Genomic DNA, 22,281 nt, shown 5'->3' on the forward strand with positions numbered 1-22,281 from the left:
GCGTAAACTCCTTTGCGTCGCTCGCGACAACCGTGGGCGACACAAAGGAGTTTTTGGTCATTTAAAAACATAAATGTCCTTTTATGAGAACGACAGTGCAACGAACGCCCTCCGAAAGTGCTGCGAAAAGCCATCCGTTTTTTCTGAAACGGGAGCCGAACCATGCCTTGTTTTTTCAGCCCCAGCTCACCGTCGGGCCGACCGACGATGTGTATGAACGCGAAGCGGATGCCGTGGCCGACCAGGTGATGCGCAACGACGGTCATGCTGCCATACAAACGAAGATCTCGCCGGTGACCCTTCAACCCAAATGCGCGGCGTGCGAGGAGGAGGAGCGTATGCAACGAAAAGAAAGTGAAAAGGAGGGTGCATCTTCTGAAGCTCCCGCGCTGGTTTCCGCGACCCTCGGTGGCGGCGGTTCGCGCATGGCGCCGGACACGCGGTCCTTTATGGAAAATCGTTTTGGTTATGACTTCGGCCAGGTGAAAGTGCACACCGACACCACGGCCGCGAAGTCGGCACAGTCCATCCACGCCTTGGCCTACACCAGCGGAAGCAACATCGTCTTCAACGCGGGACAATATGCACCTCACACGCCACAAGGCAAACGACTTTTAGCGCACGAGCTGACACACGTTGTGCAGCAGGGGCATGGGGCGCCCGCCAAAGTTCAACGACAGCAAAGCAGCCCCCGATCCTGTCCGATGCCGGTGGCAACGGCCGTCTACTCGCGGGGCAACGACGACTGGGCAGAATGTTCCTATGAAACGGCCCGCATCACGGTGAGCCTGGTGCTCGACCAGTGTGGATGCAATGGTGGCGGCAGCATGCCTTTATCGGTAAACTACTCGGCCGTGCTGCAAGGCAAGAGTTTCACGGGACGCATGATCCCCAATCCCCGCGGTGGCCCCGCCATCCGGCAACAGGAAGGACAGGCATCGCACATTGCAACGGGAACGATCACACCCGGTCGTTCAACAGCAGGACCAACGCAAGCTGGTATGGCATTGTCGGAAGCTGGCGTCCCTGGCAATACCAGTGGACCGTTGCGCTTAAGCATCGACGACGCGCAGACCGGGGGCGTACCCGGTGACCCTGGCGACACGGTGAGTCAGCAGCTTTCGGTGGGTAGTGTGCCCTGCCTGGGCTCATCACGAGGAGGAACCGTCAATCTCGGTGGAGGATTCCAGGTGATCAACTATAGCGTCGACGCCGATAGCAGTGGTGTTCAGGCAGCGGATATCACCTTGTCGGAACCTGGCCGGATGGCCGGCCGCATTCCTACGCCCCTCATCAAACTCTCGCCCGGAACTCCAGGAACTCCGTACCCCGCTTTCCCTGGCACGCCAAGACCGGGTGGAACAGGCTGCTCGTGCAACACCACAACGGGTGTGCAAGTGGGAGGAGGATGTAATAGAGGAACGGGTGGTGCCGGTTTTGGTGGAACAAAAACTAACCCTTAGAAAAATGGATCGCGCTAAAACATCATACCGAACAACGCCAGCGCTATGCGGGATATTGATCGCTGTCGGCCTGTGTTGTCTTTCGTCGTGCAAGAAGGATCCCAGGCTGGACAAGCTGGTGCTGCACGAAAATTCTTTGGTAAAGATCCGTTCAAAGCCCGAAGTGTTGCTGGACCACCTCAACAACCCGGCGGCGCCTTGCTTTGACGGCAGCAGGATCATTTTTGCGGAGAGCGGAAAGGGAATTCTCTATGAACTCAAAGAAGGGAAAACCATTCCGCTGATTGAAGGATTCGGCACCGACAACTACGGTGGCTACACCATCAGCGTGCTGGGTCTTACGGTGACTCCCGATAAAAGCTGGCTCGTGGCCGCCGCGCAAGACAGTGGCCACATTTTTTTGTTTGATGCCGCTACTTTTCCCACGACGGTGAAGAAAGGACGTGAAATAGAACTACAACGAACGGAGTCGACAAATCCCTTTGGAATTTTGCTGACCAAAGGCGGCATACTCGTGGCAACGGGTGGCACGAAAGCCGTTTACCAGGGCCCCTGGGATCGCATCAATCCCAATCCCTTAAAACCCGTCTTCGAAGTGGCGTCGGGTGTGGAAGGAATGGCAGAGGATGCACAGACAGGAGATGTGTTTGGCGCCGTGGTGGGCACGGGCAAACAAGATGGATCGCTCATCCGCTGGCGACCCGAGGGAATGACGATCGAGCCCAAAACTGTGGCGACAGGTTTTTCCAATTTGGTGGGCGTCACCGCCCTGCCAAACGGGTTGCTGCTGCTTTTGGAATTTGGAGAGTTTGGCACTTCGGGAACGGGAAAATTGTCGGTGCTCGATCCAAAGGATCCTGGGAAAACGCATCCGTTGATCTCCGGTCTCGACGCCCCCAGTGCCATGGCGCTGAGTGAGGACAACACGCTGCTGATCGCTACGTTCGGCAAGGAGCAGGAAGGCGCTGAAGGGATGATCATACAACTCAAGATGGAGTCAAAACAGGAATAACGTCGCGCACGAAATGTCTTTCATACGTCCATAATGTGCACGAATAAAAAACAGGCATGGTTACAAAAGTTCCATTAGCACACACCGATGTCAGGAAGACGACGCCGTTTTTCCAGGGGCAGAAACGACCGGCCGGGCCGGTTGACCAACCAAAATGCGACGCCAGTTTTTTTCAACCCAAGCTCGCCATTGGCCCGACCGACGATGTCTATGAGCGCGAAGCGGATGCTGTTGCCGATCACATTATGCGCATGGACGATAGCAGATCGATACAACTCAAAATTTCACCCCTTGCGATTCAACGCAAATGCGCTGCTTGCGAGGAAGAGGAGCGTTTGCAACGAAAAGAAGCACAGGGAGGTGAGGCTTCGGTCAGCGATGCGTTCGAACACTATGTCGGCAACCTGGACAGCGGGGGGGAGTCATTGCCTGGCGAGGTCAGAAATTTCTACGAACCAAAATTCGGGTACGACTTTAGTAAAGTAAAAGTACATGCTGATACGGTGGCCGCGAAGTCGGCGCAGTCGATCAATGCGCTGGCATATACTTCCGGGCATCATATTGTTTTTAATCACAACCAATATTCAGCCGGATCGATCAGCGGAAAAAAATTACTGGCCCATGAGCTCACCCATGTCGTGCAACAAGGAGGTGGTCATGCAGGCGCGCAAGATTCAATTTTAAAAAAAGCAGACTCTGATGAGTCGTCTCAGACGGACCCCGAAGTGACATCCATTAAATCAATCGGTTCAGAGACGCCCCATACCATACAGCGGCAGGTGACTATTCCATGGGAAGCACCACCCTTCGCAAGGCCTATGCCCTTTGAAGGTGTGAAACCCATACCTATACCTGAGATCGGGCCGCTTCCCCCATTTATACCCATGCCCCCGGAAGTTGAAATTGGAGACCCGGAGATGGATATCGAACCGGAAATGGAAGAGGAGCCTGCAGTCGAACCGGATCCTGCGCCAGACCCTGGTCCCGACCCAGGGCCATCACCCAAACCACAACCTGATCCCCGTCCATATCCCCCGCTTCCTCCGGTTGCACCTGATCCGGAGGATGAAGACAAAAACGTTTGTGGCAGTACGCGGATGCCATTGACCCATGTTAGTTTTTCTGCGGGACCTACAGGACAAGCAGGCACGGTGATCGCCGAACCGTTAACCCGGTGTCCCGGAAATACACGAGGTTCATTGGCCAATTGGCGTGTCTACCCGGAGCAATTCAAGTGTATCAAAAAATTGGGACTGGGTCGATTTTGGCTACCGGTGCATATGCTTCATGGCATGACACCGCGGCACCGGTCTATTTTGCGAAATCTCCACGGGCCTGGTAATGACCGGTTGAATATTATCATTGCGCATAGTTCCGTGAATAGACAAATGAATGCAAAAGTAGAAGAACCGGCGCTCATGCGTGTTTACGATTTGAACCAGGTGCTCTGGTATGAATCAAAAGTAGATTCTTACGTCCCGGGTGCAGACTTCTTCACACAATCGATCACCGTCAATTATGGATTAATGGATATGCGCACCGGGTCGCGGGGCCCTCGGATCGATGGAGACACGTTTACCAGTTCCGAGCCCGTGCCCAATTGTCCAAGGTCGTTGGGCGGCTCCGTGATGGCGCCACCGCTTTTGCCAAAGGAATTGGCGGATTTTAATAGCACCATCAGTGTCTGCGAAAGGCTGTTGAAGTCACGTGTTTTTCCAGTCGACAATGGTGGTCTGAAAATTACGTTGCGTGCATCACGACCACCCGGCTGTTCGACGGATGATTATTTTGTGAGTTTGGAAAAGGATAATCTGGTCTTCGATGATGAAATCAGTACAACGAAGGTTCCCGCAGGTAAGCCGGTGACCCTCACCTGGAAGCAGCTCGAGAAGGGAGAATATTATTTGAATATTTGGGTGCCGGCAAGCGCCGGGCCGGATTGTTGTTTGACAGGAACAATTTCTGTGTTCACCTTCGATGCACCTCGCCCGCCCCCCCTGCCTCCTGGCGGACAAACCGCTTAGGTCCGGGGAGGTAAAACTCGCGGGCAGGTGTAGCGAGAGGATGCCGGTGACTATCATGATACAGAATGCACCAGGTGATTTGAACAGATACAACCAAACAAGGAAGCGATAGATCGACATGGAAAAATGTTCCACCATATCTACACCGAATAAAGACCGAAGGGCTCAGGCCTTTGCAAGACCGGGAGAGAAGGAGCTTTTTTTTAAACCGGTTTTTACCCCGCCGCTAGCTCTCCAACGCAAATGTGCGCACGGTGAAGAGGAAGAGGAAAAATTACAACGCAAGGAAGGTGGCCCTGGCGAAGTGCGGGCAGGCAACCCTCTGGAACACTATGTAAGAGGGCTGAACAACGGCGGGCAGTCCTTCCCCAGCGAGACGAGGAGTTTCTTTGAGCCCAAGCTAGGGTATGATTTCAGTAAAGTAAAAATTCACGACGATGCACCGGCGCACGCCTCATCGCGAAGTATAAATGCGTTGGCGTATACCCATGGGGAGCATATTGTTTTCGGCGAAGGCCAGTATCAACCGCACACGACACCCGGGAAAAAATTGCTGGCGCACGAATTAACACACGTCGTTCAACAGGGAAGCGCAGGGCCCTCGTCGTTGCAGCAAAGTGTCCAACGCCAAGATGGCCCTCCGGGAACGGCGACAACCCCGCCCACAACGGCCACGACGCCACCGACAGTGCCGACCACAGTGACAATCGACCCCTCTTGCAACGCGGCAGACATCATGGACATTGTCAATGAGGCCCTGGTGTGGTTGGACGATATCTATCAACAGTTGCTGGAGTACGATGCCGACGAAGTCTTCGCCTCCGTGGTCGCACCACGTCCCGGGTATGCGCGCATCGCCCGGGCCTTGCGGGAATCATTTCATACCACCGACCTGCGTTATGTAGAAGTGATCCGCCGGAGATTCCTGCTCCTGGCACAATTGCTACGCGCCAGCGGACGCATCAGCATTGATTGCAATGGTCAGTTTTGCACGTCGGGTGGCGCTTCGTTCACGGCTGCGTTTGTGAGAAGCCCCTTTGCGCTCACCATGTGTTCCGTGGGCATCCCCGGCAGCCGGCCCATTGCCACGTTCATTCACGAACTCATTCATGCCACCATACCACAGGTGGGCATCAGCAATACCGTGCAGGCGAATGGCGGTGTGCGCGATCGCGCCTATCGCGACGACCGCGCCTTCCGCTACCTCTCGCCGGAGGAGGCCCTGGACAACGCCGACTCCTATGGCACCCTGGCCGAATTGCTGCGGACAAGATCCACGTCCACACTCTCCAATCCACCGGTCGACACCACCGCGGCATCGTGCACACAGCCCGCGGTTGTCCTGGAAGCGTTTGCCCGCGCCGATCAATGGAACCACTTCGCTCTGAGCGACCTCGACACGGATGTGACACTGCTCAACGGCACCGCCGCACTCAGTACCTTGAATTCAGGAAACCTTGCCGAGTTGAACGCGGCGTTCCCCAACATCACCACCACGGCACAACTCGTGGCGTTGCGCGACGCTTTCCAAACGCTGAAGCGCAGCGGCTTTGATGCCACCACGTGGGATTTTGCCTGCCCTCCCGCGACGGACAGAAATTGCAACGGCGCCGTCGCCTATTCGGATCATGGCAAAGTGTCTACGACGGCCGTCACGTTGCGGACCATCTCGACACAAAACACGGTGACCTTGTGCCCGGATTGGTTCACGCTTTCAAGCGACGATCGCATCCGCACCATCTATGCTGCTTTTTTGATTGGCCGGCCATCGTGGATCGTGACGGGATTCACGTTGTCGCGCGTGTTTGATTATGTGGACGGTGCCCGTTCGTTTGCCAACGCCACCATTCCCGCACCCACCACCACGAGCGCGCAGCAACATATCGACAGCGATCAACAGTTCAGGAATCAACAACAACAACAACAACAACAGAATCGACCGCGAACGCCATAGATCATTGACAAAGATGTAAAACAGCAGCATGGTACAAATTGAATCAGGAAGAACTACGGGAAAAGACCCGAAATCGAAGGGAGCATTCTTTGGATCGAAAGAAAAAAAGCAAGCGACTTTCTTTCAACCCAAACGGGCCGTTGGTCTGGTCGATGATGTCTATGAACACGCGGCGGATACGGCCGCGGAGAAGGTGACGCGTCCGGGTAATACTACACCTGCCCTGCAGCGCATGCCCATCGTGCAACGTCATTGTGCAGCATGTCACGAAGAAGAAAAAGTGCAACGAAAGGAAGGTCGTGAAGGCGAAGGGGGTGTCGATAGTTCGTTTGAAAGTTATGTGAGCAGCTTGAGCGGCACCGGCCAGCCCTTGCCCAACGATGTGCGGAATTATTATGAACCCCGGTTTGGCTATGATTTTAGCCAGGTGAAAATACACCGCGATACCGTGGCGGCAAAGTCGGCGCAATCCATCAACGCACGGGCCTACACCACGGGAAATAATATCGTATTCAATAGTGAACAATATGCACCACACACCGGGGAGGGGAGAAGGTTGTTGGGTCATGAGCTGACGCATGTTGTGCAGCAGAAGAAAATGGGGGACACGGTGCAACGCGACACCACCACCGAGGTGACGGTGGCCAACACGCCGGGCGCGTGCAGTTTGGATCAGCACCACGCCATTGTGCCAGCCGTGCAAACCGCGAGCGGATGGCTGATGACGGCGATCAGGGGTCTAGACGGTTTCATCCGCAACCCCGCAGCACAACCGGGCATACAGACTTCGTTGCAAAGACACTTCCGATCGTCGAGCGAAGAGACGGCGCGGCGCGTGCTCGGGATCCTGCGACGGATTTTGTCAAATATGACCACGAACCCAAACATGACAACGGAGTGTCACACCGCCACCGATACAAGCTGCGGCGCTGCCGGTGCATACGTGACGGGAAACCTGTTTGTCTTTTGTCCCTCATTCTTCACCGGCTCCAGCACCTGGCAAGCCGCGGCGGTTATTCATGAAATGGCGCACTCTTTAACGGGCAATACTTTCATCACCGATCGGGCATACCTCAGCGACCGGATGTACGACAGACTGACCACCGACGAAGCCTTGACTAATGCGGACTCGTATGAGAACTTCACGCACGAAGTAGGCACCGGAGTTACATTCACCACGACGGCGCCCGTCGATGCCATGAATGATTGTCAGGACCAGCAATCGATTCCCGCCCGCAGAGCCTTGGCGAGTATAGAGCGTTGGAACAGAAATGCACAGGTGATGACCAGCGACGCGCGCCCCACGATGCTTTCACAATGGCAGGATCTGCAAACCACCCACCTCGGTGGCACCACGGCGGCACAGATCGCGGCCGCGAAATCGGCCTACGACGGCGTCTACAACCGGCTGCGCTCAGCCCTCACGTTTGAATGCGAACAGAGTTGTGACGCAGGGGTTGGTGGTTACTACCGCTACTTCCTTTTCATCACGGCGGAAACGCTTCACCTTTGCCCGGCGCTTTTTGGTTTGAATGAAGATTCCCGCATGCTGACCATCTATGAATTGATCCTGATGCGCTATGGCGGCGTAGACGAGGCCCGGGCCCAATCGCTGGCCCGGTTGGCACAAGCACTGAACACGCGCTTCTGGCCGGGGCCCGGAGTGTTAACCGGTTTTTGACATGCGGAAACATTCATCCATGCCACCCTCGCCAACGCACGGGAAAACGAAGAACACTTTCTTTCCCTATGACGGGACGTCTGCATTTTTTAAACCCGTTACCCGGCCTCCATACGCCATCCCTCCCGTAACCGATGCGCGCGATCAGCACACGGATTCCCTGGTGCAGCGCAAAGAAGCCGGTACGCATGAGACAATCGCGAGCGAAGGACTCGAGCAATACGTATCAGGCCTGGACAACAAAGGTCAGCCTTTGCCGAAAGCGGTGCGCGCGTTTTATGAACCCCACTATGGTGTCGATTTCAGCAACGTGAAGATCCACACCGACGCGACGGCGGTACGATCGGCGGAGTCTGTTCAGGCTTTGGCCTACACGTCGGGGAATAACATTGTATTCAACAAAGGACAATATGCTCCCGGCACCGACAGCGGCAAAAAACTGCTCGGTCATGAGTTGACACACGTCGTGCAACAAAGTAAAAACCTGCATCGAAAACCCGTCATTCAACGATCGGGGGTAGCCGATTTCAGAAAGGATCTCGAAGCCATCAGCAGCGATCATGCCGCCGTGGTCAAACAACTTTTTACGCACCCAAAATTTATACCGCTGATCGACTACCTATCCAAGTGCCCGGCGGGAACAATCGATTTCCACGTCGCCCGGATTCAACAACGGGTGCGGGGAACGCTGGTGGATTTGTTTGGCGGATTCAGCCCGTCGTCGGGAAGTGGTCCGGGAGACCTGACGGTAAATCCATCGCGCCCGGAACATGCCAGCAATCCGTTGGAGTTGGTAGACACCATTGTGCACGAATGCATTCACGCCATTCTCGATCTGAACACCGTCTGCACCAGCGCGACGAACCCGTTCCCCCTGGCATCCGACGTGCTGGACGCACCCCACGATCCGGAGCTGACGCCGGTATTTGGCGCGGGGGCAGGCGGATTGGAAAGGTCGACCATCGCGGGATTGAGCGGCGTCACCACAACGTCGGGCGCCAATCCGCAAGAATACCTCGAGAAGAATTATGGCCCCAGCGCCAGCAGACCCCAAACGCACTACGTGGACATGAACCGCAAAGGCTTGGAATTGGTCACGTCCATCATGGCCGATATCAAGGCGGCTCACCCCAAGATCGGGAAGGAGACGGTGGCCTTTGACAACGTTGAACTGATGCGGGCCGGAGATTTACTGGGCACCCGGAGCTGGTTAAATACTGGCCAGGAGTTATATTCGTCTGGGCTCTTCAAAAAAGATGTGGCCAAAAAGCGAAACATCGACGAGGCCACGTTCACGGAGCGTGAGTACACCATGAGTGCCATACAGGTGGTGGAGTTTGCCGACTCCCACTTGTTTGATCCCAACACCGCGGGAGGTTGGGGGGTGCCCGGCGGTGTATGGCAATTCAATAAGCGGTCGAGATTCACGGGACAGATGCTGCACACCTATGTGACCGGAACAGCATCCAAGAAACCCGGCGGCAGCACGAACTACAAGATCATACAACACACATGACAACTGTGAAGAACCAAGAGAAAGCGGAAGTGCTCGCGTTGCTGAAGAAGGAAATAGATGACTATTCCTATCCGGAAAAAAGGTATCCAGGAATTGTCAATGCTATAGACGAGCGGTTGGCGTGGGCGTGTTTGAATTTTATTCACGCGGGCCTGCGGGTCGATGAGGTGAGAGAAGTGTTGGGCGAGCCGCACGGCGTGGTGGGCAACGATGAGCGCGGTGCTGTCTCGTGGTTCTATCCCTGCCTGGAAAAAACGGGGATGGCACCGCAGCGGGAAACCGATTGGTACCAGTGTTTCAACTTCCGCGAAGGCGTCTTGTTGCACTTCGAAAAAAGGCGAATGCATTTATTCTGATAATGTAAACGACAAACAAAAAATGAAAACCCTCTCAACCACATCATCGTCCACGCAGGATAGCCGGCGCCATCATTTTTTCCACCGGCAGACGCTGCGAACAAACGTGCCTTTTTTTCAGCCGAAGCTCTCGATCGGTCCCGTCGACGATGTCTATGAGCGCGAGGCCGACGCGGTGGCGAATGCCGTGGTGAACAACGCGCAGGCAACGGGGCTTGGCCACGCGATCAGCCCGCTGGTCCAGGCCAAATGCGCGCATTGTGAAGAAGAAGAAAAGTTGCAACGCAAAGATACCGGCCGATCCTCGCAGGAACACACCGCGCCATCCATCGTCGACGATGCCCTGCGAACTGGCGGACATACCCTTGAAGGCGCGGTGCGCGGGTCGATGGAAAAACGTTTTGGCTACGACTTTGGCCAGGTGAAGATCCACACCGGCACCGTGGCTGCAAAATCGGCGGCTGCGATCAATGCTTTGGCCTACACCAGCGGAAATCATATCGTCTTCAACACCGGGCAGTTCAATCCTTCGTCAGCGAGTGGTCAACGCCTGCTGGCCCATGAACTGACGCACGTCGTGCAGCAAGGCGCCGCCACGTCGACGGCCGTGCAGCGCGAGGAGGCAGACACCACGGGGCCCACCGGCGGCGATCGGCAAGCAGACCCGAAGGAAGGCGACTGCAAAGGTCAGGAGAGCGACCCGCAAAGTTTTTGCATCAAAGTGGCCGAGCATTTCATGGTGACGGAATTCAATACTCTCCCCGCGGTTTCAAGCATAGAAGTCTCGGATGATGGCGGTTGCCGTGTTCATTATGTGGACGGTTCCGCCATCACCGTGCAGAAATTGGGCAACCAGAAAGTGTTTGTGCAGGTGTCGCCTTCCAGTACCAACCATCTGCCCTCCAGGGTGCGTTGCTATACGTACACGTGTGAACTGTTGGGAAAAATGAATTTTACCACCGTCTCCTGCAAGGCTTGAGCCAGAACGTGGGGATACCGGTAGCGGGCGACTCAATTTAAAGTTTTACAGCGTGCAAAACCTTCATCAAAATATCATCCTCTCCCTCGGCTACCTGGGTGAAATTGTGGACCAGCGGCTGCAAGCCCACTTTAATAAAACGGACGAAGGTTTTGCCTTTCCCGAATTGAAGATTGCGCCCGACGATGCGCCCCTCAATCACTTCCTGCTTCAACACAAACTCAACATCGAAGAATACACTACGCTGCTGCTGGCGCTGGTGCCACACCTTCAGCCGAATTTTATAGACGCCATCGTGCAGCGATTTATTCCCCAAGGTGGTGAGTTCCCGGAGATCGGCGGCGTGAAATTGAACAACCACCGGGGCATGTTGCCCACGGGCGAAACTGCCCAGTTCATTTTAGCGGGCAACGACCTGGCCGGCCGCCTGCAGGTGGCGCAATATTTTTCGACCGATCATTTTTTTCACAAGGAGAACATCCTCACGCTCGAAGCGGTAAAGGAAGGCGAGCCGCGAATGAGCGGCCGGATTATGTTGTCGCAGGAATACGTGGAGTGGCTCACCATGGGAAAGGTCTACGCCCCCGCCTTCAGTCCCGACTTCCCCGCCAAGCGCATCGACACCGGGATGCACTGGGATGACGCCGTGCTGCACCCCACCACACAACTCTATATCGACGACATCAAGATGTGGCTCGAACACCATCATCGCCTGGAACAAGATCCGTCGATCGCGCGAAAATTGAAACGGGGCTATCGCGTCTTGTTCTACGGTTCGCCGGGCACGGGCAAAACCCTGACCGCCTCGTTGCTGGGCAAACAATTTAACAAGGACGTCTACCGGATCGATCTGTCGCAGGTGGTGAGCAAATTTATCGGCGAGACGGAAAAGAACCTGGAGAAAATTTTCGCCAAGGCTGAAAACAAGAACTGGATCCTGTTCTTCGATGAGGCCGACGCCCTGTTTGGGAAACGCAGCGGTATTTCCAACGCACACGACAAGTACGCCAACCAGGAGGTGAGCTATTTGCTACAGCGTATTGAAGATTTTCCAGGGCTGATTGTGCTTGCCTCTAATTTCAAGAACAACATCGACCAGGCCTTTCTGCGAAGGTTCAACGCCATCATTCACTTTCCCATGCCCGACGCTGTGGAACGACTTTGTCTCTGGAAGAAAAATGTTCCCGAAACCGTTGCGCTGCAGGCCGATGTCAATCTCAAATCGTACGCGGATAAGTATGAGTTCAGTGGCTCCGCCATTAGCAACATCATGCAATATGCCAGTCTTTATGCGATGGCCCGTCAGAACGGAGGCATCACCAGCGACGACATTGGCAACGGCATTAAAAGGGAATTGATGAAGGAGAATCGTTTACAGTGAGAGGTGCTCGCTACTGGCCATACTTCAGACCATCCGATGTCAGCCCCAATGGTTTGGCCATCAGGTTGTAATAATTTTCGGTGGCATTCAACCACGTGATCTCGACCACTTCTTTTTCGGAGTAATGTTTGCGGAGCGTTTCAAAGGTTGCGTCGGTGGCGCTTTTGGTGAAATTCACTTCTTCGAGATAGGCCAGGAGGGCTTTTTCTTTATCCGAAAATCTGGGGCTGTTCCTGAAGTTCATAAACTCTTTCCATTGCTGGAGCGCTAGCCTTTCCTTGTCGGCCATGAATTCGGAGCTGTTCGAACAAAAGGGGCAGTCATTCAGGTGCGAGGTGTAATAGCGGATGAAGAGCTTTGTTTCTTTTGGAAGACTCAATTTCTTTTCGGCATTAAAGATCTTCACCGAAGTCATCAGTGCCGGGATGCTTCGCGCATAGATATATCGTAGCGGCGCGATCACTTTTCCAAATTGTTTTTTGCTTAGGAAGTAAGCGATTTTCAAGGTGAGGCCTCCCGGATTTTCAACCGGGGCTAACCTGGGGACGGTTGTGTTCATTTGACTTTGTTTTTGTTGGAACAAAGCTAGGATCACGCGCATTGGCGTCCTTTGACATTTATCAAAAAGTCAAACCTGCGACCGGATGCGGCTCAGCGTTTCCTGCGTGATGCCCAGGTAGGAGGCGATCATGCCTAGCGGCACTCGTTGGATGAGGGAAGGATTTTCTTTCATCAAGGTTTGGTAGCGTTGCAGGGCCGTCGCAAAATGAAGATCGTCAAACCGTTGTTGGAGCTGGATGAGACCGGAGCTAACCAGGAGCCGGATCATGTGTTCGATGTCGTGGTGTTTGGCGCAGAGTTGTTCCGCTTCATAATATTGGAGCGACCAAAGCACGGAAGGCTCCAGCAATTCGATCTGTCGCCGGTCGGGTTTGCGCGAGATATAGCTGACGATGGAGCAGGCAAACGTATTTTCTGGGCTGATCCAATCGGTGACGTCTTTGCCGTCGTTGTAATAATACGTGCGGGTGAGCCCGCGTTCGACAAAGTACAAATGATTGCAAACCGAGTTTTGATGGACCAGGATATGGCCCTTTCTCAGCTCATGCTTTTTTAGGATCGCCGCGAGCGCTTGTTGGCTGTCTGCGGAAAGTGGCGTTAACGCGGAAACGACATTAAAAAATTTTTCCATTGTTCATATTACGGTTTCCGTTCGTTCTGCGCAAGACCGGATGGAGAGACCTTCCCGGTCCCGTTAATATCGAAAAAAAAAGAACATTGGTCTTGTTTATTTAAACATCGATCAGGCGACATAAGCTTGCCGGAGCAACTTCATTTTCAGTTTGCCAAAAGATGATTTATATTGTAAGGTGCCTTATTTCAAGGCGATCAACAACTTAATCCCCTTGTCAATGAATTGGTGGCAATCATCTCTCCAGGACATTTTTAAAAATTTAAGCACCAGCCAGCAAGGATTAACCGATGATTCTGCCAAATCCCGATTGACGGAGGTTGGGCCGAATGAGCTTATTGAAAAGAAGCGCAAGCCTCCGTTGACCATATTCCTAAACCAGTTCAAGGATTTTATGATCGTAGTACTGCTGGCCGCCGCGGTCATTGCCGGCATTGCAGGGGATCTGACCGATACGCTGATCATTGCTGTCATCGTGGTGCTCAATGCCATCGTTGGGTTCGTGCAGGAGAACAAGGCGGAAGAAGCGATGGAGGCACTAAAGAAAATTTCGGCGCTGCACGCGCAGGTAAGAAGGAACGGGAGCCGGGTGACCCTTCCCGCTGCCGAGCTGGTGCCGGGAGATATGGTAGAGCTGGAGGCTGGCAATGTCGTGCCGGCCGACATTCGCCTGGCTGAGGTTCATGGATTGCGCATCAATGAATCTGCTCTGACAGGAGAGTCGGTTCCAGCCGAGAAATCGGATCGGGCGCTTCCCGAAGCCGAACTTTCGCTGGGCGACAGGATTAACATGGCATATAAAAGCACGCTCGTCACCAATGGCCGGGCGGTTGGCGTTGTCATCGCTACCGGTATGTCGACGGAAATCGGGTCAATTGCAAAAATGCTCCAGCAGGGGGAAGACGTCACACCCCTGCAAAAACGCATGGCGGATTTTGGGAGTAAGCTTTCTTACCTGGTACTGTTGATTTGTGTCGTGTTTTTTGGTGTTGGCTATCTGATGGATGAAGATCCTCTCAACATGTTGCTCACCTCCATATCACTGGCGGTTGCGGCTATTCCGGAGGCGTTGCCAGCGCTGATCACGGTGGCGCTTGCTTCTGGCGCTAAACGCCTGGTTAAGAAAAATGCGCTCATCAGAAAGCTGTCCGCCGTGGAGACGCTTGGCTCGGTGACCTTCATTTGTTCGGATAAGACCGGTACGCTGACTCAGAATAAGATGAAAGTTGTGCGCTCGGAAGATGACAGCGCGGAGACGCTAATCGATGGGCTGTCGGCTTTCGAATGTTGTCTGGCCCTTAACCATGATGTGAAAGCATCGGCAGATAAAAAATTCACGGGCGACCCGACGGAAATAGCATTGATAGAGTTCTTCCATGAAAGACACCCCGGCGGAGGATCAGAGAAACGTATTGCTCAGCTTGAACGGGTCGCAGAGCTTCCCTTTGATTCGGAGAGGAAACTGATGACCACACTTCACAAGTTTAACGACAGATTTCTCGTTACGTGTAAGGGTGCCGTAGAATCCGTAATAGCCATTTTAGCCGATCAAACCAAGGCTGCCTCCATTCTCGACAAGGCAACGGAATCAGCAAAGGATGGCATCCGGGTCATTGCATTTGCCTACAAGGTAGTGGATCATTTTCCGGGAACCATCAACAGTGAAAATATAGAACGCGGTCTGGTCTTCGCTGGTCTTGCCGGAATGATCGACCCGCCCCGGGAAGAGGCAAAAGTGGCGATAGGGGAGTGTAAAACTGCAGGTATAAAGGTGGTGATGATAACGGGCGATCACCCAGCGACTGCCGCATACGTTGCACGGCAGGTTGGCATGCTGTCGGATGGCGAACTTGTAGTTACCGGGAAGGAGCTTCAACAGATGAGCGATGATGAATTTGGAGAGAAGGTTGAAAAGGTTCGCGTATATGCCCGGGTCTCGCCGGAACAAAAATTGCGGATTGTAAAAACGCTGCAAAGCAAAAAGCACTTCGTGTCCATGACGGGCGATGGCGTAAACGATGCTCCGTCTCTTAAGGCGGCCAATATCGGAGTAGCCATGGGAATTACCGGTACGGACGTCAGCAAGGAGGCTTCCGATATGGTTTTGCTGGATGATAATTTTGCTACCATCGTAAAGGCCGTAAAGGAAGGAAGGCACATTTATGATAATATCCGGAAGTTTGTCAAGTATATCATGACCTGCAATGGAGCGGAGATCTGGACGATGTTCCTGGCACCACTCGTTGGTTTGCCTATTCCGCTGTTACCCATTCACATTCTTTGGATCAACCTGGTCACGGATGGGCTACCCGGCCTCGCCCTCGGAAGTGAAGCCGCTGAACCAGACATGATGAAGCGCCCACCCAGAAAGACCAATGAAAGTCTTTTTGCAGGGGGCATTGGCTTTCACATCGCCTGGGTCGGGTTGCTCATGGCCGGCGTCACGCTGGGAACGGAAGCCTGGGCAGTCCACAGTCAAATGCCACACTGGCAAACCATGGTGTTTATGGTGTTGTCGCTGTCTCAACTTGGTCATGTGATGGGTATCCGAAGCGACCGGCAGTCCTTGTTCCGGTTAGGACTGTTCAGCAACAAGCCGTTGTTGGGCGCGGTCCTTTTTACCTTCATTCTGCAGGTTGGAGTGATCTATCTCCCGGTGGCCAATAAGATTTTCAAGACACAACCGCTAACCATTTATGAATTGTTTATTTCCATTGCGCTATCGCTTGTGGTCCTTGTCGCCGTCGAGATTGAAAAGTTATTTAAGCGACGGCCGGTTGCTCATTAGAATGGCAGCGTGACCGTGTGGGTTGTTGCAATTTTGGTTTGGAGACAGAGCTTTCAGTAAAGAATTTTTAAAAAATATGTAGTACCTTGTCTGGAACACAGTTCACCATGACCGGGGTGGATTGGGAAGTATTTCGGGAGCGGGAGGGGCGAGTTCACATAACACCATAACGCATGCTTGCAAAGATTTTTACCAGCGATCCTGTTTCACCCCAGAGGGGTCTGGCCGTCATCCGGATCATCACCGGTCTGCTGATGGCCTATCACGGTCTGGAGATCTTCAACCCGGAACTCATGGCGGGCTACGCCACCTGGGAGGTGATCAAAAAACTCCCGGCACCGACGGTCATGGTCTACATCGGCAAGGGACTCGAATTCGTGACGGGCATCTGCTTTTGCCTGGGAATTTTTATGCGCGTGGCTGCATTGTTCCTGATGACGGACATGTTGTTTATATGTTTTTTTGTGGGCAACGGAAAATTCTATTATGAAGATCAGCATCCCTTCCTCTTTGCGCTGATCGCCCTGTTGTTCTTTTTCACGGGCCCGGGCAGCTGGGGTCTGCAATCCTGGCTTTCACGCAAAGACGCATAATGCGTCGTCATATGAGAAGATACCTTTTGCTTTTCCTCATCCTGAACGGCTGTGCGAACACCCATCCAAAACCAGGCGGCAGCTACCTGGGATTGCTGGCGATGCCAGGCATCACCTACCATATCTTTCTCGACAACCAGGGGGCCGTCCCGGTGTTGTATAACGCAACGTTCAAAGGCGACCCTTTTCCGCTGGACACGATCTACTTTTCGGGTGACTCGCTTCATTTTCGGATGAAGGAATACTATTCGGAATACAAGGGTCGCTTCGACCCGGCGACAAATCGTATCGAAGGAATTTGGATTGATGAGGATTCACAGGCCCATCCATTGCACTTCAAAGCGGTGATGCCCGACACGGTTTCCGGGTTGCACCCGCGGTCGTCGCCAGTTTACACCTATGAAAAACCGGCGTTGATGGAAGACGGGATAAAAACGAACACGCGGGAAGCTCAAAAGTTGTCGTCCGCAGGGATGGATAGTGTGATCACGCATCTCGCAAATGGAAAATTCAAAGATGTTCATAGTCTGCTGGTAGCCCGGAACAACGAGTTGGTCGTCGAAGAATATTTCTACCGGATCAATCGCGACAAAGTGTATAACATTCAGTCCGCAACAAAAAGTGTCGTGTCGGCGCTTACGGGCATTGCGATAGGAAAGAAAGAGATCAGGAACACACAGCAAACCTTGTGCACGTCGTTGCCCGGCTATGAAAAATGGACTTGCGATGAAAAACATAAAACCATTACGCTCCACCAACTGCTCACCATGAGCACGGGCATCGAATGGGACGAACAAACCTATGACTATGTCGACGACCGCAATAGCCTCGTAAAAGCCTCGAGCGACAGCGACCAATTCATACACCTGCTTTTGCTCCCGCGAAATACCAAGACAACACCCATCTTTGCCTACAATTCCCTCAACCATATCCTGATGAACGGCGTGCTGCGTCATGCCACGCACATGGAAAACAAAGACGAACTCAAAACGCGCCTTTTACAGCCCCTGGGTATCGAAAATTACTACATCGCCGAACCGACCCCGATGGGTGCGATCGGAGACATCGATCTGCGCCCGAGAGACATGCTCAAGTTTGGGTTGCTCTATGCCAACCAGGGACGCTGGAACGGAAAGCAGGTGGTGCCGGCCAATTGGGTGACGGAATCCACGCAGCCAAAAATTCAACCCCGCCCAGGTCTTGGCTACGGCTACTTCTGGTGGACAAAAGATTTTGAACACAAAGAGAAAACCGTCTCCTCCTTTTTTGCCTGGGGCTATGGTGGGCAGTACATTTTTGTGGTGCCGGCCTTGCAATTGGTGGTGGTCATGTCGGGGAGTCATTGGGGTACGGATCCGGTGGACCAGGGCGTCCCGATAATGGAGGAAATACTAGCGGCGGTGGATGAATAGCGTGCCGGTTTTGTCCCGTGTTGTTGGCAGCGAAAAGTCAGAAAATATATCTAAAAAAGGACCCGCATCTATGCGCGCGTAGCTTTATCTTGAGCTGGATTTTGTGGACCGGAAAATGGGAGTGAAGCCTTCCGGGATCGCAGGAAAATACACCTCAGGATGAACCCTTCAAGCCCTCGATTTTTCGCCCTGGCGATACTGGCCTGCCTGGGCCTGACCCACTGTTCGCCGAACAAAACGCAACCCCTCATGAGCCTGCTTTCGCCCGGAGAAACCGGGATCGATTTCAGCAACGCGCTCTACGAAGATGAGAACCTGAACATCCTCACGTTTGAATATTTCTACAATGGCGCGGGCGTTGGCACCGGCGATATCAACAACGACGGACTGCCCGACATCTTCTTTGCCGCCAACATGACCGGCAACCGACTCTACCTGAACAAAGGCCACCTGAAATTTGAAGACATTACCGATGCGGCAGGATTCAAGCCGTCGGGAAAATGGGCCACCGGCGTTTCCATGGTCGACATCAACCAGGATGGCCGTCTCGATATTTATGTTTGTTATGCCGGCCCCCTGGCCGACCCCGCCCGGCGCGCCAACGAACTCTACATCAACAACGGCGACAACACGTTTACCGAGAGCGCTAAGGCCTATGGCCTGGCCGACACGGGCCATTCGGTGCAGGCCGCTTTTTTTGACTACGACGGCGACGGCGACCTCGACGTATACCTGCTCACCAACATCATGGACCAGACCGGCCCCAACGTGATCCGCCCCAAGCGTGTGCACGGCGAGATGATCAACACCGACCGCCTCTACCGGAACAACGGCAACCAAACCTTCACCGACGTTTCGAAGGAAGCCGGCATCACCATCGAAGGCTATGGATTGGGGGTGGCCATCCAGGACATCAACCACGATGGATGGGCCGACATCTATGTCTCGAACGACTACCTGTCGAACGACTTGTTGTACATCAATAACCGCGATGGAACCTTCACTGACCGGCTGGCGCAATACTTCAAACACACCAGCTACTCGGCCATGGGCAACGACGTTTCGGATTTTAACAACGACGGTCGCCTTGACGTGATGGCCGTAGACATGCTGCCCCCCGACAACAAACGCCAGAAGCTGATGTTCGGCTCCACCAACTACGATCGCTACCGTTCCGAAGTACAATACGGCTACACGCCCCAGTTCATGCGCAACACCCTGCAACTCAACGACGGCGACGATCCCCACGGCGAACCGCTCTTTAGCGAGATCGGCCAACTGGCCGGCGTGGAGGCCACAGACTGGAGTTGGAGCCCGCTGTTTGCCGACCTCGACAACGACGGAAGGAAAGACCTGCTCATCACCAACGGCTACCCACGCGACATCACCAACCGCGACTTTGTGAACTACCGGATGCAGGAGTTCATGCAGCAGGAGAACGATCAATCGAAAAAGAAAAAAATGCAGGAGGCACTCAGCAGCATCGAGGGAGCACACCTTCCCGTGTTTGCGTTCCGAAATCAAGGCGATCTCACGTTCTCGGATCAGTCTGCCGTCTGGGGGTTCACCACACCAGCCTACTCCAGCGGCGCGGCCTATGCCGACCTCGATGGCGATGGCGACCTGGACTACGTTACCAACAACATCAACGGTCCGGCCTTTGTGTTTGAGAATCACGCCGAGCAGCTCACGGGAAAAAATCATTTCCTGCAACTCAACTTGAATGGCCCGGTGGGAAACTTGCAGGGCTATGGAGCGAAGGTCACCCTCTATCACGGCGACAGCATACAATACCAGGAAGTTTCACCGTATCGTGGTTATCAATCCACCGTGGAACCCGGGCTTCATTTTGGTCTTGGAAAAAGGGATGCGGTAGATTCCGTGTTCATCCGTTGGCCCGATGGCAAACAACAGACCGTGCGCACCGTGAAAGCGAATCAGGCGCTTGCCCTGCGTTACATCGATGCACGACCGGCGTCATCGCAAAGCCTGCCCACCCCAGGCCCGCTTTTTTTGCGCGCCGATAAATCCCGCCAGATCATCTATCGTCACCAGGAAACCGAGTATGCCGATTTCAAGATCCAGCCGTTGCTGCCGCATAAGTATTCCGAAAGCGGACCGGGCATCGCGGTAGGGGACGTGAACGGTGATGGCCTCGAGGACTTTTTTGTGGGCGGCGCCTTCAAACAATCCGGCCAATTTTTTCTGCAGCGCGCCGATGGAACATTTTTACAAAAGCCCTTAACGACAACGACCAAATATGAAGAAGACGCCGGCGTACTGCTCTTTGATGCCGACGGCGACGGCGACAACGATCTCTATGTCGTGAGTGGCGGCAACGAATTCGAAGAAGGTTCGCCCTATTACCAGGACCGCCTGTATCGAAACGATGGCAAAGGAAATTTCAGCTACGACGCTGAAGCCCTCCCCAAAGAAACCGCCACCGGCTCCTGTGTGACCGCCGCGGACTATGATGGCGACGGCGACCTCGATCTTTTTGTAGGGGGCAGAGCCACGCCGCACCGCTATCCACAACCCGGGCAAAGCTTCATCTTGCAAAACCAACAAGGCCGGTTCACCGACGTGACCACCGCCATCGCGCCCGAGGTTCAGCACGCCGGCATGGTGACCGCCGCCCTCTGGACCGACGTCGACAACGACAACGCTCCCGACCTGATGATCACCGGCGAATGGATGGGCATCATGATCTTTAAAAACAACCACGGAAAATTCAAACCCGCCGAAGGACCGCTCGCCGTACAGCATTCCACCGGCTGGTGGAACAGCCTGCAAGCCGTGGACGCCGACGAAGACGGCGACACCGACTACATCGCCGGCAATTTAGGGCTGAACACAAAATACAAAACCACACCCGAAGAACCCGTGCGCGCATATGTGGACGATTTCAATCACGACGGCACAACGGAAGCGATATTGGCCTACTACATCCAACACGTGAACCGCCCGGCTCATCCTCGCGATGACCTTTTGCAGCAGATCGTGCAGTTCAAAAAGAAATACCAATCCTACAAAGCCTATTCCGACGCCACGGTCGAGACCGTCATCGCCGGCACCGACACGAAGCCCAGGGTTCTCCAAAGCGAAACCTTTCAAACCAGCTATCTCGAAAACAAAGGGAAAGCAGGCTGGTCCCTCAAGCCATTGCCCACGCAAGCCCAGTTCGCCCCCGTCTGCGGCATCACCACCGGCGACTACGACCACGACGGCCACGCCGATGTGTTGTTAAGCGGCAACGCCTACGACACCGACGTCCTGACCGGCCGCTACGACGCCCTCAAAGGCCTCTTGCTAAAAGGCGACGGCAAGGGAAATTTCCACCCGCTCCCCCCAAACCAAACCGGCATCCTCTTGGACGGCAACGCCAAAGCGCTTGCTGAGCTGATCGATCGCAATGGAAAGACACTTGTGTTGGGGACGCAAAATAACGATACGCTGAAAGTATGGGAAAGCACATCACCCATGCCTACCGAAGCCAGCACCATGGAAGCTTCCGCTGTTGGTGATGATCGGTCCGCCTCCGCCGTTGTTGGTGTTCTTCACCAACAACAGATCGTGGCGATCCACCCCAACGATACCTACGCCATCCTAACCCACACCGACGGCAAACAATCCAAACACGAATTTTGTTATGGTGGCGGATACTTATCTCAATCGTCGCGCAAACTTCGGATTGCGGGGGATATTGTGAAGGTGATGATTTACAATAGACAAGGTAAATCCAGGACGGTGGATGTTGCATCCCATTGATCCATTCCACCGCCGTTGTTGGCGCGCCGTTGTTGGTGTTCTTCACCAACAACAAATCGTGGCGATCCACACTGACGGCAACAAGCCAGTGGTGGGGGATACTGTGAAGGTGATGATTTACAATAGCCAGGACGGTGGATGTCGCATCCATTGACGCCATTC

At 54.0% G+C, this 22,281-nt stretch carries 15 protein-coding genes; 13 read left to right on the plus strand and 2 right to left on the minus strand.

The window, feature by feature from the left end; genetic code table 11:
* Positions 1–83 precede the first annotated feature (83 nt).
* The 9 genes from BUB30_RS24005 to BUB30_RS24045 all read left to right on the plus strand — a co-directional run bounded on the left by BUB30_RS24005 (position 84) and on the right by BUB30_RS24045 (position 12,366).
* Positions 84–1,463, plus strand: coding sequence for an eCIS core domain-containing protein (locus tag BUB30_RS24005; protein WP_073139144.1), 1,380 nt, complete (start codon positions 84–86; stop codon positions 1,461–1,463).
* 4 nt (positions 1,464–1,467) lie between these two features.
* On the plus strand, positions 1,468–2,475 hold the full coding sequence (locus tag BUB30_RS24010) for a hypothetical protein (RefSeq protein WP_143165056.1): 1,008 nt from the start codon (positions 1,468–1,470) through the stop codon (positions 2,473–2,475).
* A 56-nt stretch (positions 2,476–2,531) separates the two neighbouring features.
* Entirely contained in the window at positions 2,532–4,499 is a 1,968-nt protein-coding gene (locus BUB30_RS35275; RefSeq protein ID WP_073139149.1) for an eCIS core domain-containing protein, read from the plus strand.
* Between the two features lie 118 nt (positions 4,500–4,617).
* Positions 4,618–6,453, plus strand: coding sequence for an eCIS core domain-containing M35 family metalloendopeptidase (locus BUB30_RS24020; protein WP_084138335.1), 1,836 nt, complete (start codon positions 4,618–4,620; stop codon positions 6,451–6,453).
* A 28-nt stretch (positions 6,454–6,481) separates the two neighbouring features.
* Positions 6,482–8,134, plus strand: a complete 1,653-nt coding sequence (locus tag BUB30_RS24025; RefSeq protein WP_073139154.1) for an eCIS core domain-containing M35 family metalloendopeptidase — start codon at positions 6,482–6,484, stop codon at positions 8,132–8,134.
* Position 8,135: 1 nt separating this feature from the next.
* Positions 8,136–9,650, plus strand: coding sequence for an eCIS core domain-containing protein (locus tag BUB30_RS24030; protein ID WP_073139157.1), 1,515 nt, complete (start codon positions 8,136–8,138; stop codon positions 9,648–9,650).
* Complete coding sequence (locus tag BUB30_RS35280) at positions 9,647–10,006, plus strand: hypothetical protein (protein ID WP_073139159.1); 360 nt, start codon at positions 9,647–9,649, stop codon at positions 10,004–10,006. Before BUB30_RS24030 ends, BUB30_RS35280 begins: the two co-directional genes overlap by 4 nt.
* A 22-nt stretch (positions 10,007–10,028) precedes the next feature.
* Positions 10,029–10,985 carry an eCIS core domain-containing protein gene (locus tag BUB30_RS24040; RefSeq protein ID WP_073139162.1) on the plus strand — a complete coding sequence of 319 codons (957 nt, stop codon included), beginning with the start codon at positions 10,029–10,031 and terminating at the stop codon, positions 10,983–10,985.
* A 52-nt stretch (positions 10,986–11,037) separates the two neighbouring features.
* Positions 11,038–12,366: an ATP-binding protein gene (locus BUB30_RS24045; protein WP_073139165.1), complete on the plus strand. Its 1,329-nt coding sequence runs from the start codon at positions 11,038–11,040 to the stop codon at positions 12,364–12,366.
* Positions 12,367–12,376: 10 nt separating this feature from the next.
* Here the strand turns inward: BUB30_RS24045 and BUB30_RS24050 are convergent, their stop codons facing one another.
* Both BUB30_RS24050 and BUB30_RS24055 read right to left on the minus strand, forming a co-directional pair.
* Positions 12,377–12,925, minus strand: a complete 549-nt coding sequence (locus tag BUB30_RS24050) for a carboxymuconolactone decarboxylase family protein (RefSeq protein WP_143165057.1) — start codon at positions 12,923–12,925, stop codon at positions 12,377–12,379.
* A gap of 69 nt (positions 12,926–12,994) precedes the next feature.
* The gene (locus BUB30_RS24055; RefSeq protein WP_073139171.1) at positions 12,995–13,558 is read right to left on the minus strand and encodes a Crp/Fnr family transcriptional regulator; all 564 of its coding nucleotides are present in this window, start codon (positions 13,556–13,558) and stop codon (positions 12,995–12,997) included.
* 151 nt (positions 13,559–13,709) lie between these two features.
* On the opposite strand from BUB30_RS24055, the gene BUB30_RS24060 reads away from it, so the two are divergent.
* The 4 genes from BUB30_RS24060 (at position 13,710) to BUB30_RS24075 (ending at position 22,119) form a co-directional block, all read left to right on the plus strand.
* On the plus strand, positions 13,710–16,346 hold the full coding sequence (locus BUB30_RS24060; RefSeq protein ID WP_245804155.1) for a cation-translocating P-type ATPase: 2,637 nt from the start codon (positions 13,710–13,712) through the stop codon (positions 16,344–16,346).
* 173 nt (positions 16,347–16,519) lie between these two features.
* Positions 16,520–16,939: a DoxX family protein gene (locus BUB30_RS24065; RefSeq protein WP_073139176.1), complete on the plus strand. Its 420-nt coding sequence runs from the start codon at positions 16,520–16,522 to the stop codon at positions 16,937–16,939.
* Positions 16,940–16,950: 11 nt separating this feature from the next.
* The gene (locus BUB30_RS24070) at positions 16,951–18,351 is read left to right on the plus strand and encodes a serine hydrolase domain-containing protein (protein WP_073139179.1); all 1,401 of its coding nucleotides are present in this window, start codon (positions 16,951–16,953) and stop codon (positions 18,349–18,351) included.
* A gap of 249 nt (positions 18,352–18,600) precedes the next feature.
* Positions 18,601–22,119: a VCBS repeat-containing protein gene (locus tag BUB30_RS24075; RefSeq protein ID WP_245804156.1), complete on the plus strand. Its 3,519-nt coding sequence runs from the start codon at positions 18,601–18,603 to the stop codon at positions 22,117–22,119.
* Positions 22,120–22,281 lie beyond the last annotated feature (162 nt).

It is taken from the genome of Chryseolinea serpens (genome assembly GCF_900129725.1).
Taxonomy (GTDB): Bacteria; Bacteroidota; Bacteroidia; order Cytophagales; family Cyclobacteriaceae; genus Chryseolinea; species Chryseolinea serpens.

Excerpts from the sequence above, each read along its gene's own strand:
- BUB30_RS24030 (WP_073139157.1), top strand. The coding sequence starts at position 8,136 with ATGCGGAAACATTCATCCATGCCACCCTCGCCAACGCACGGGAAAACG.
- BUB30_RS24065 (WP_073139176.1), top strand. The coding sequence starts at position 16,520 with ATGCTTGCAAAGATTTTTACCAGCGATCCTGTTTCACCCCAGAGGGGT.
- BUB30_RS24055 (WP_073139171.1), bottom strand. The coding sequence starts at position 13,558 with ATGGAAAAATTTTTTAATGTCGTTTCCGCGTTAACGCCACTTTCCGCA.
- BUB30_RS24010 (WP_143165056.1), top strand. The coding sequence starts at position 1,468 with ATGGATCGCGCTAAAACATCATACCGAACAACGCCAGCGCTATGCGGG.
- BUB30_RS24075 (WP_245804156.1), top strand. The coding sequence starts at position 18,601 with ATGAGCCTGCTTTCGCCCGGAGAAACCGGGATCGATTTCAGCAACGCG.
- BUB30_RS24020 (WP_084138335.1), top strand. The coding sequence starts at position 4,618 with ATGGAAAAATGTTCCACCATATCTACACCGAATAAAGACCGAAGGGCT.
- BUB30_RS35280 (WP_073139159.1), top strand. The coding sequence starts at position 9,647 with ATGACAACTGTGAAGAACCAAGAGAAAGCGGAAGTGCTCGCGTTGCTG.
- BUB30_RS24005 (WP_073139144.1), top strand. The coding sequence starts at position 84 with ATGAGAACGACAGTGCAACGAACGCCCTCCGAAAGTGCTGCGAAAAGC.
- BUB30_RS24040 (WP_073139162.1), top strand. The coding sequence starts at position 10,029 with ATGAAAACCCTCTCAACCACATCATCGTCCACGCAGGATAGCCGGCGC.
- BUB30_RS24070 (WP_073139179.1), top strand. The coding sequence starts at position 16,951 with ATGAGAAGATACCTTTTGCTTTTCCTCATCCTGAACGGCTGTGCGAAC.
- BUB30_RS24025 (WP_073139154.1), top strand. The coding sequence starts at position 6,482 with ATGGTACAAATTGAATCAGGAAGAACTACGGGAAAAGACCCGAAATCG.
- BUB30_RS24050 (WP_143165057.1), bottom strand. The coding sequence starts at position 12,925 with ATGAACACAACCGTCCCCAGGTTAGCCCCGGTTGAAAATCCGGGAGGC.
- BUB30_RS35275 (WP_073139149.1), top strand. The coding sequence starts at position 2,532 with ATGGTTACAAAAGTTCCATTAGCACACACCGATGTCAGGAAGACGACG.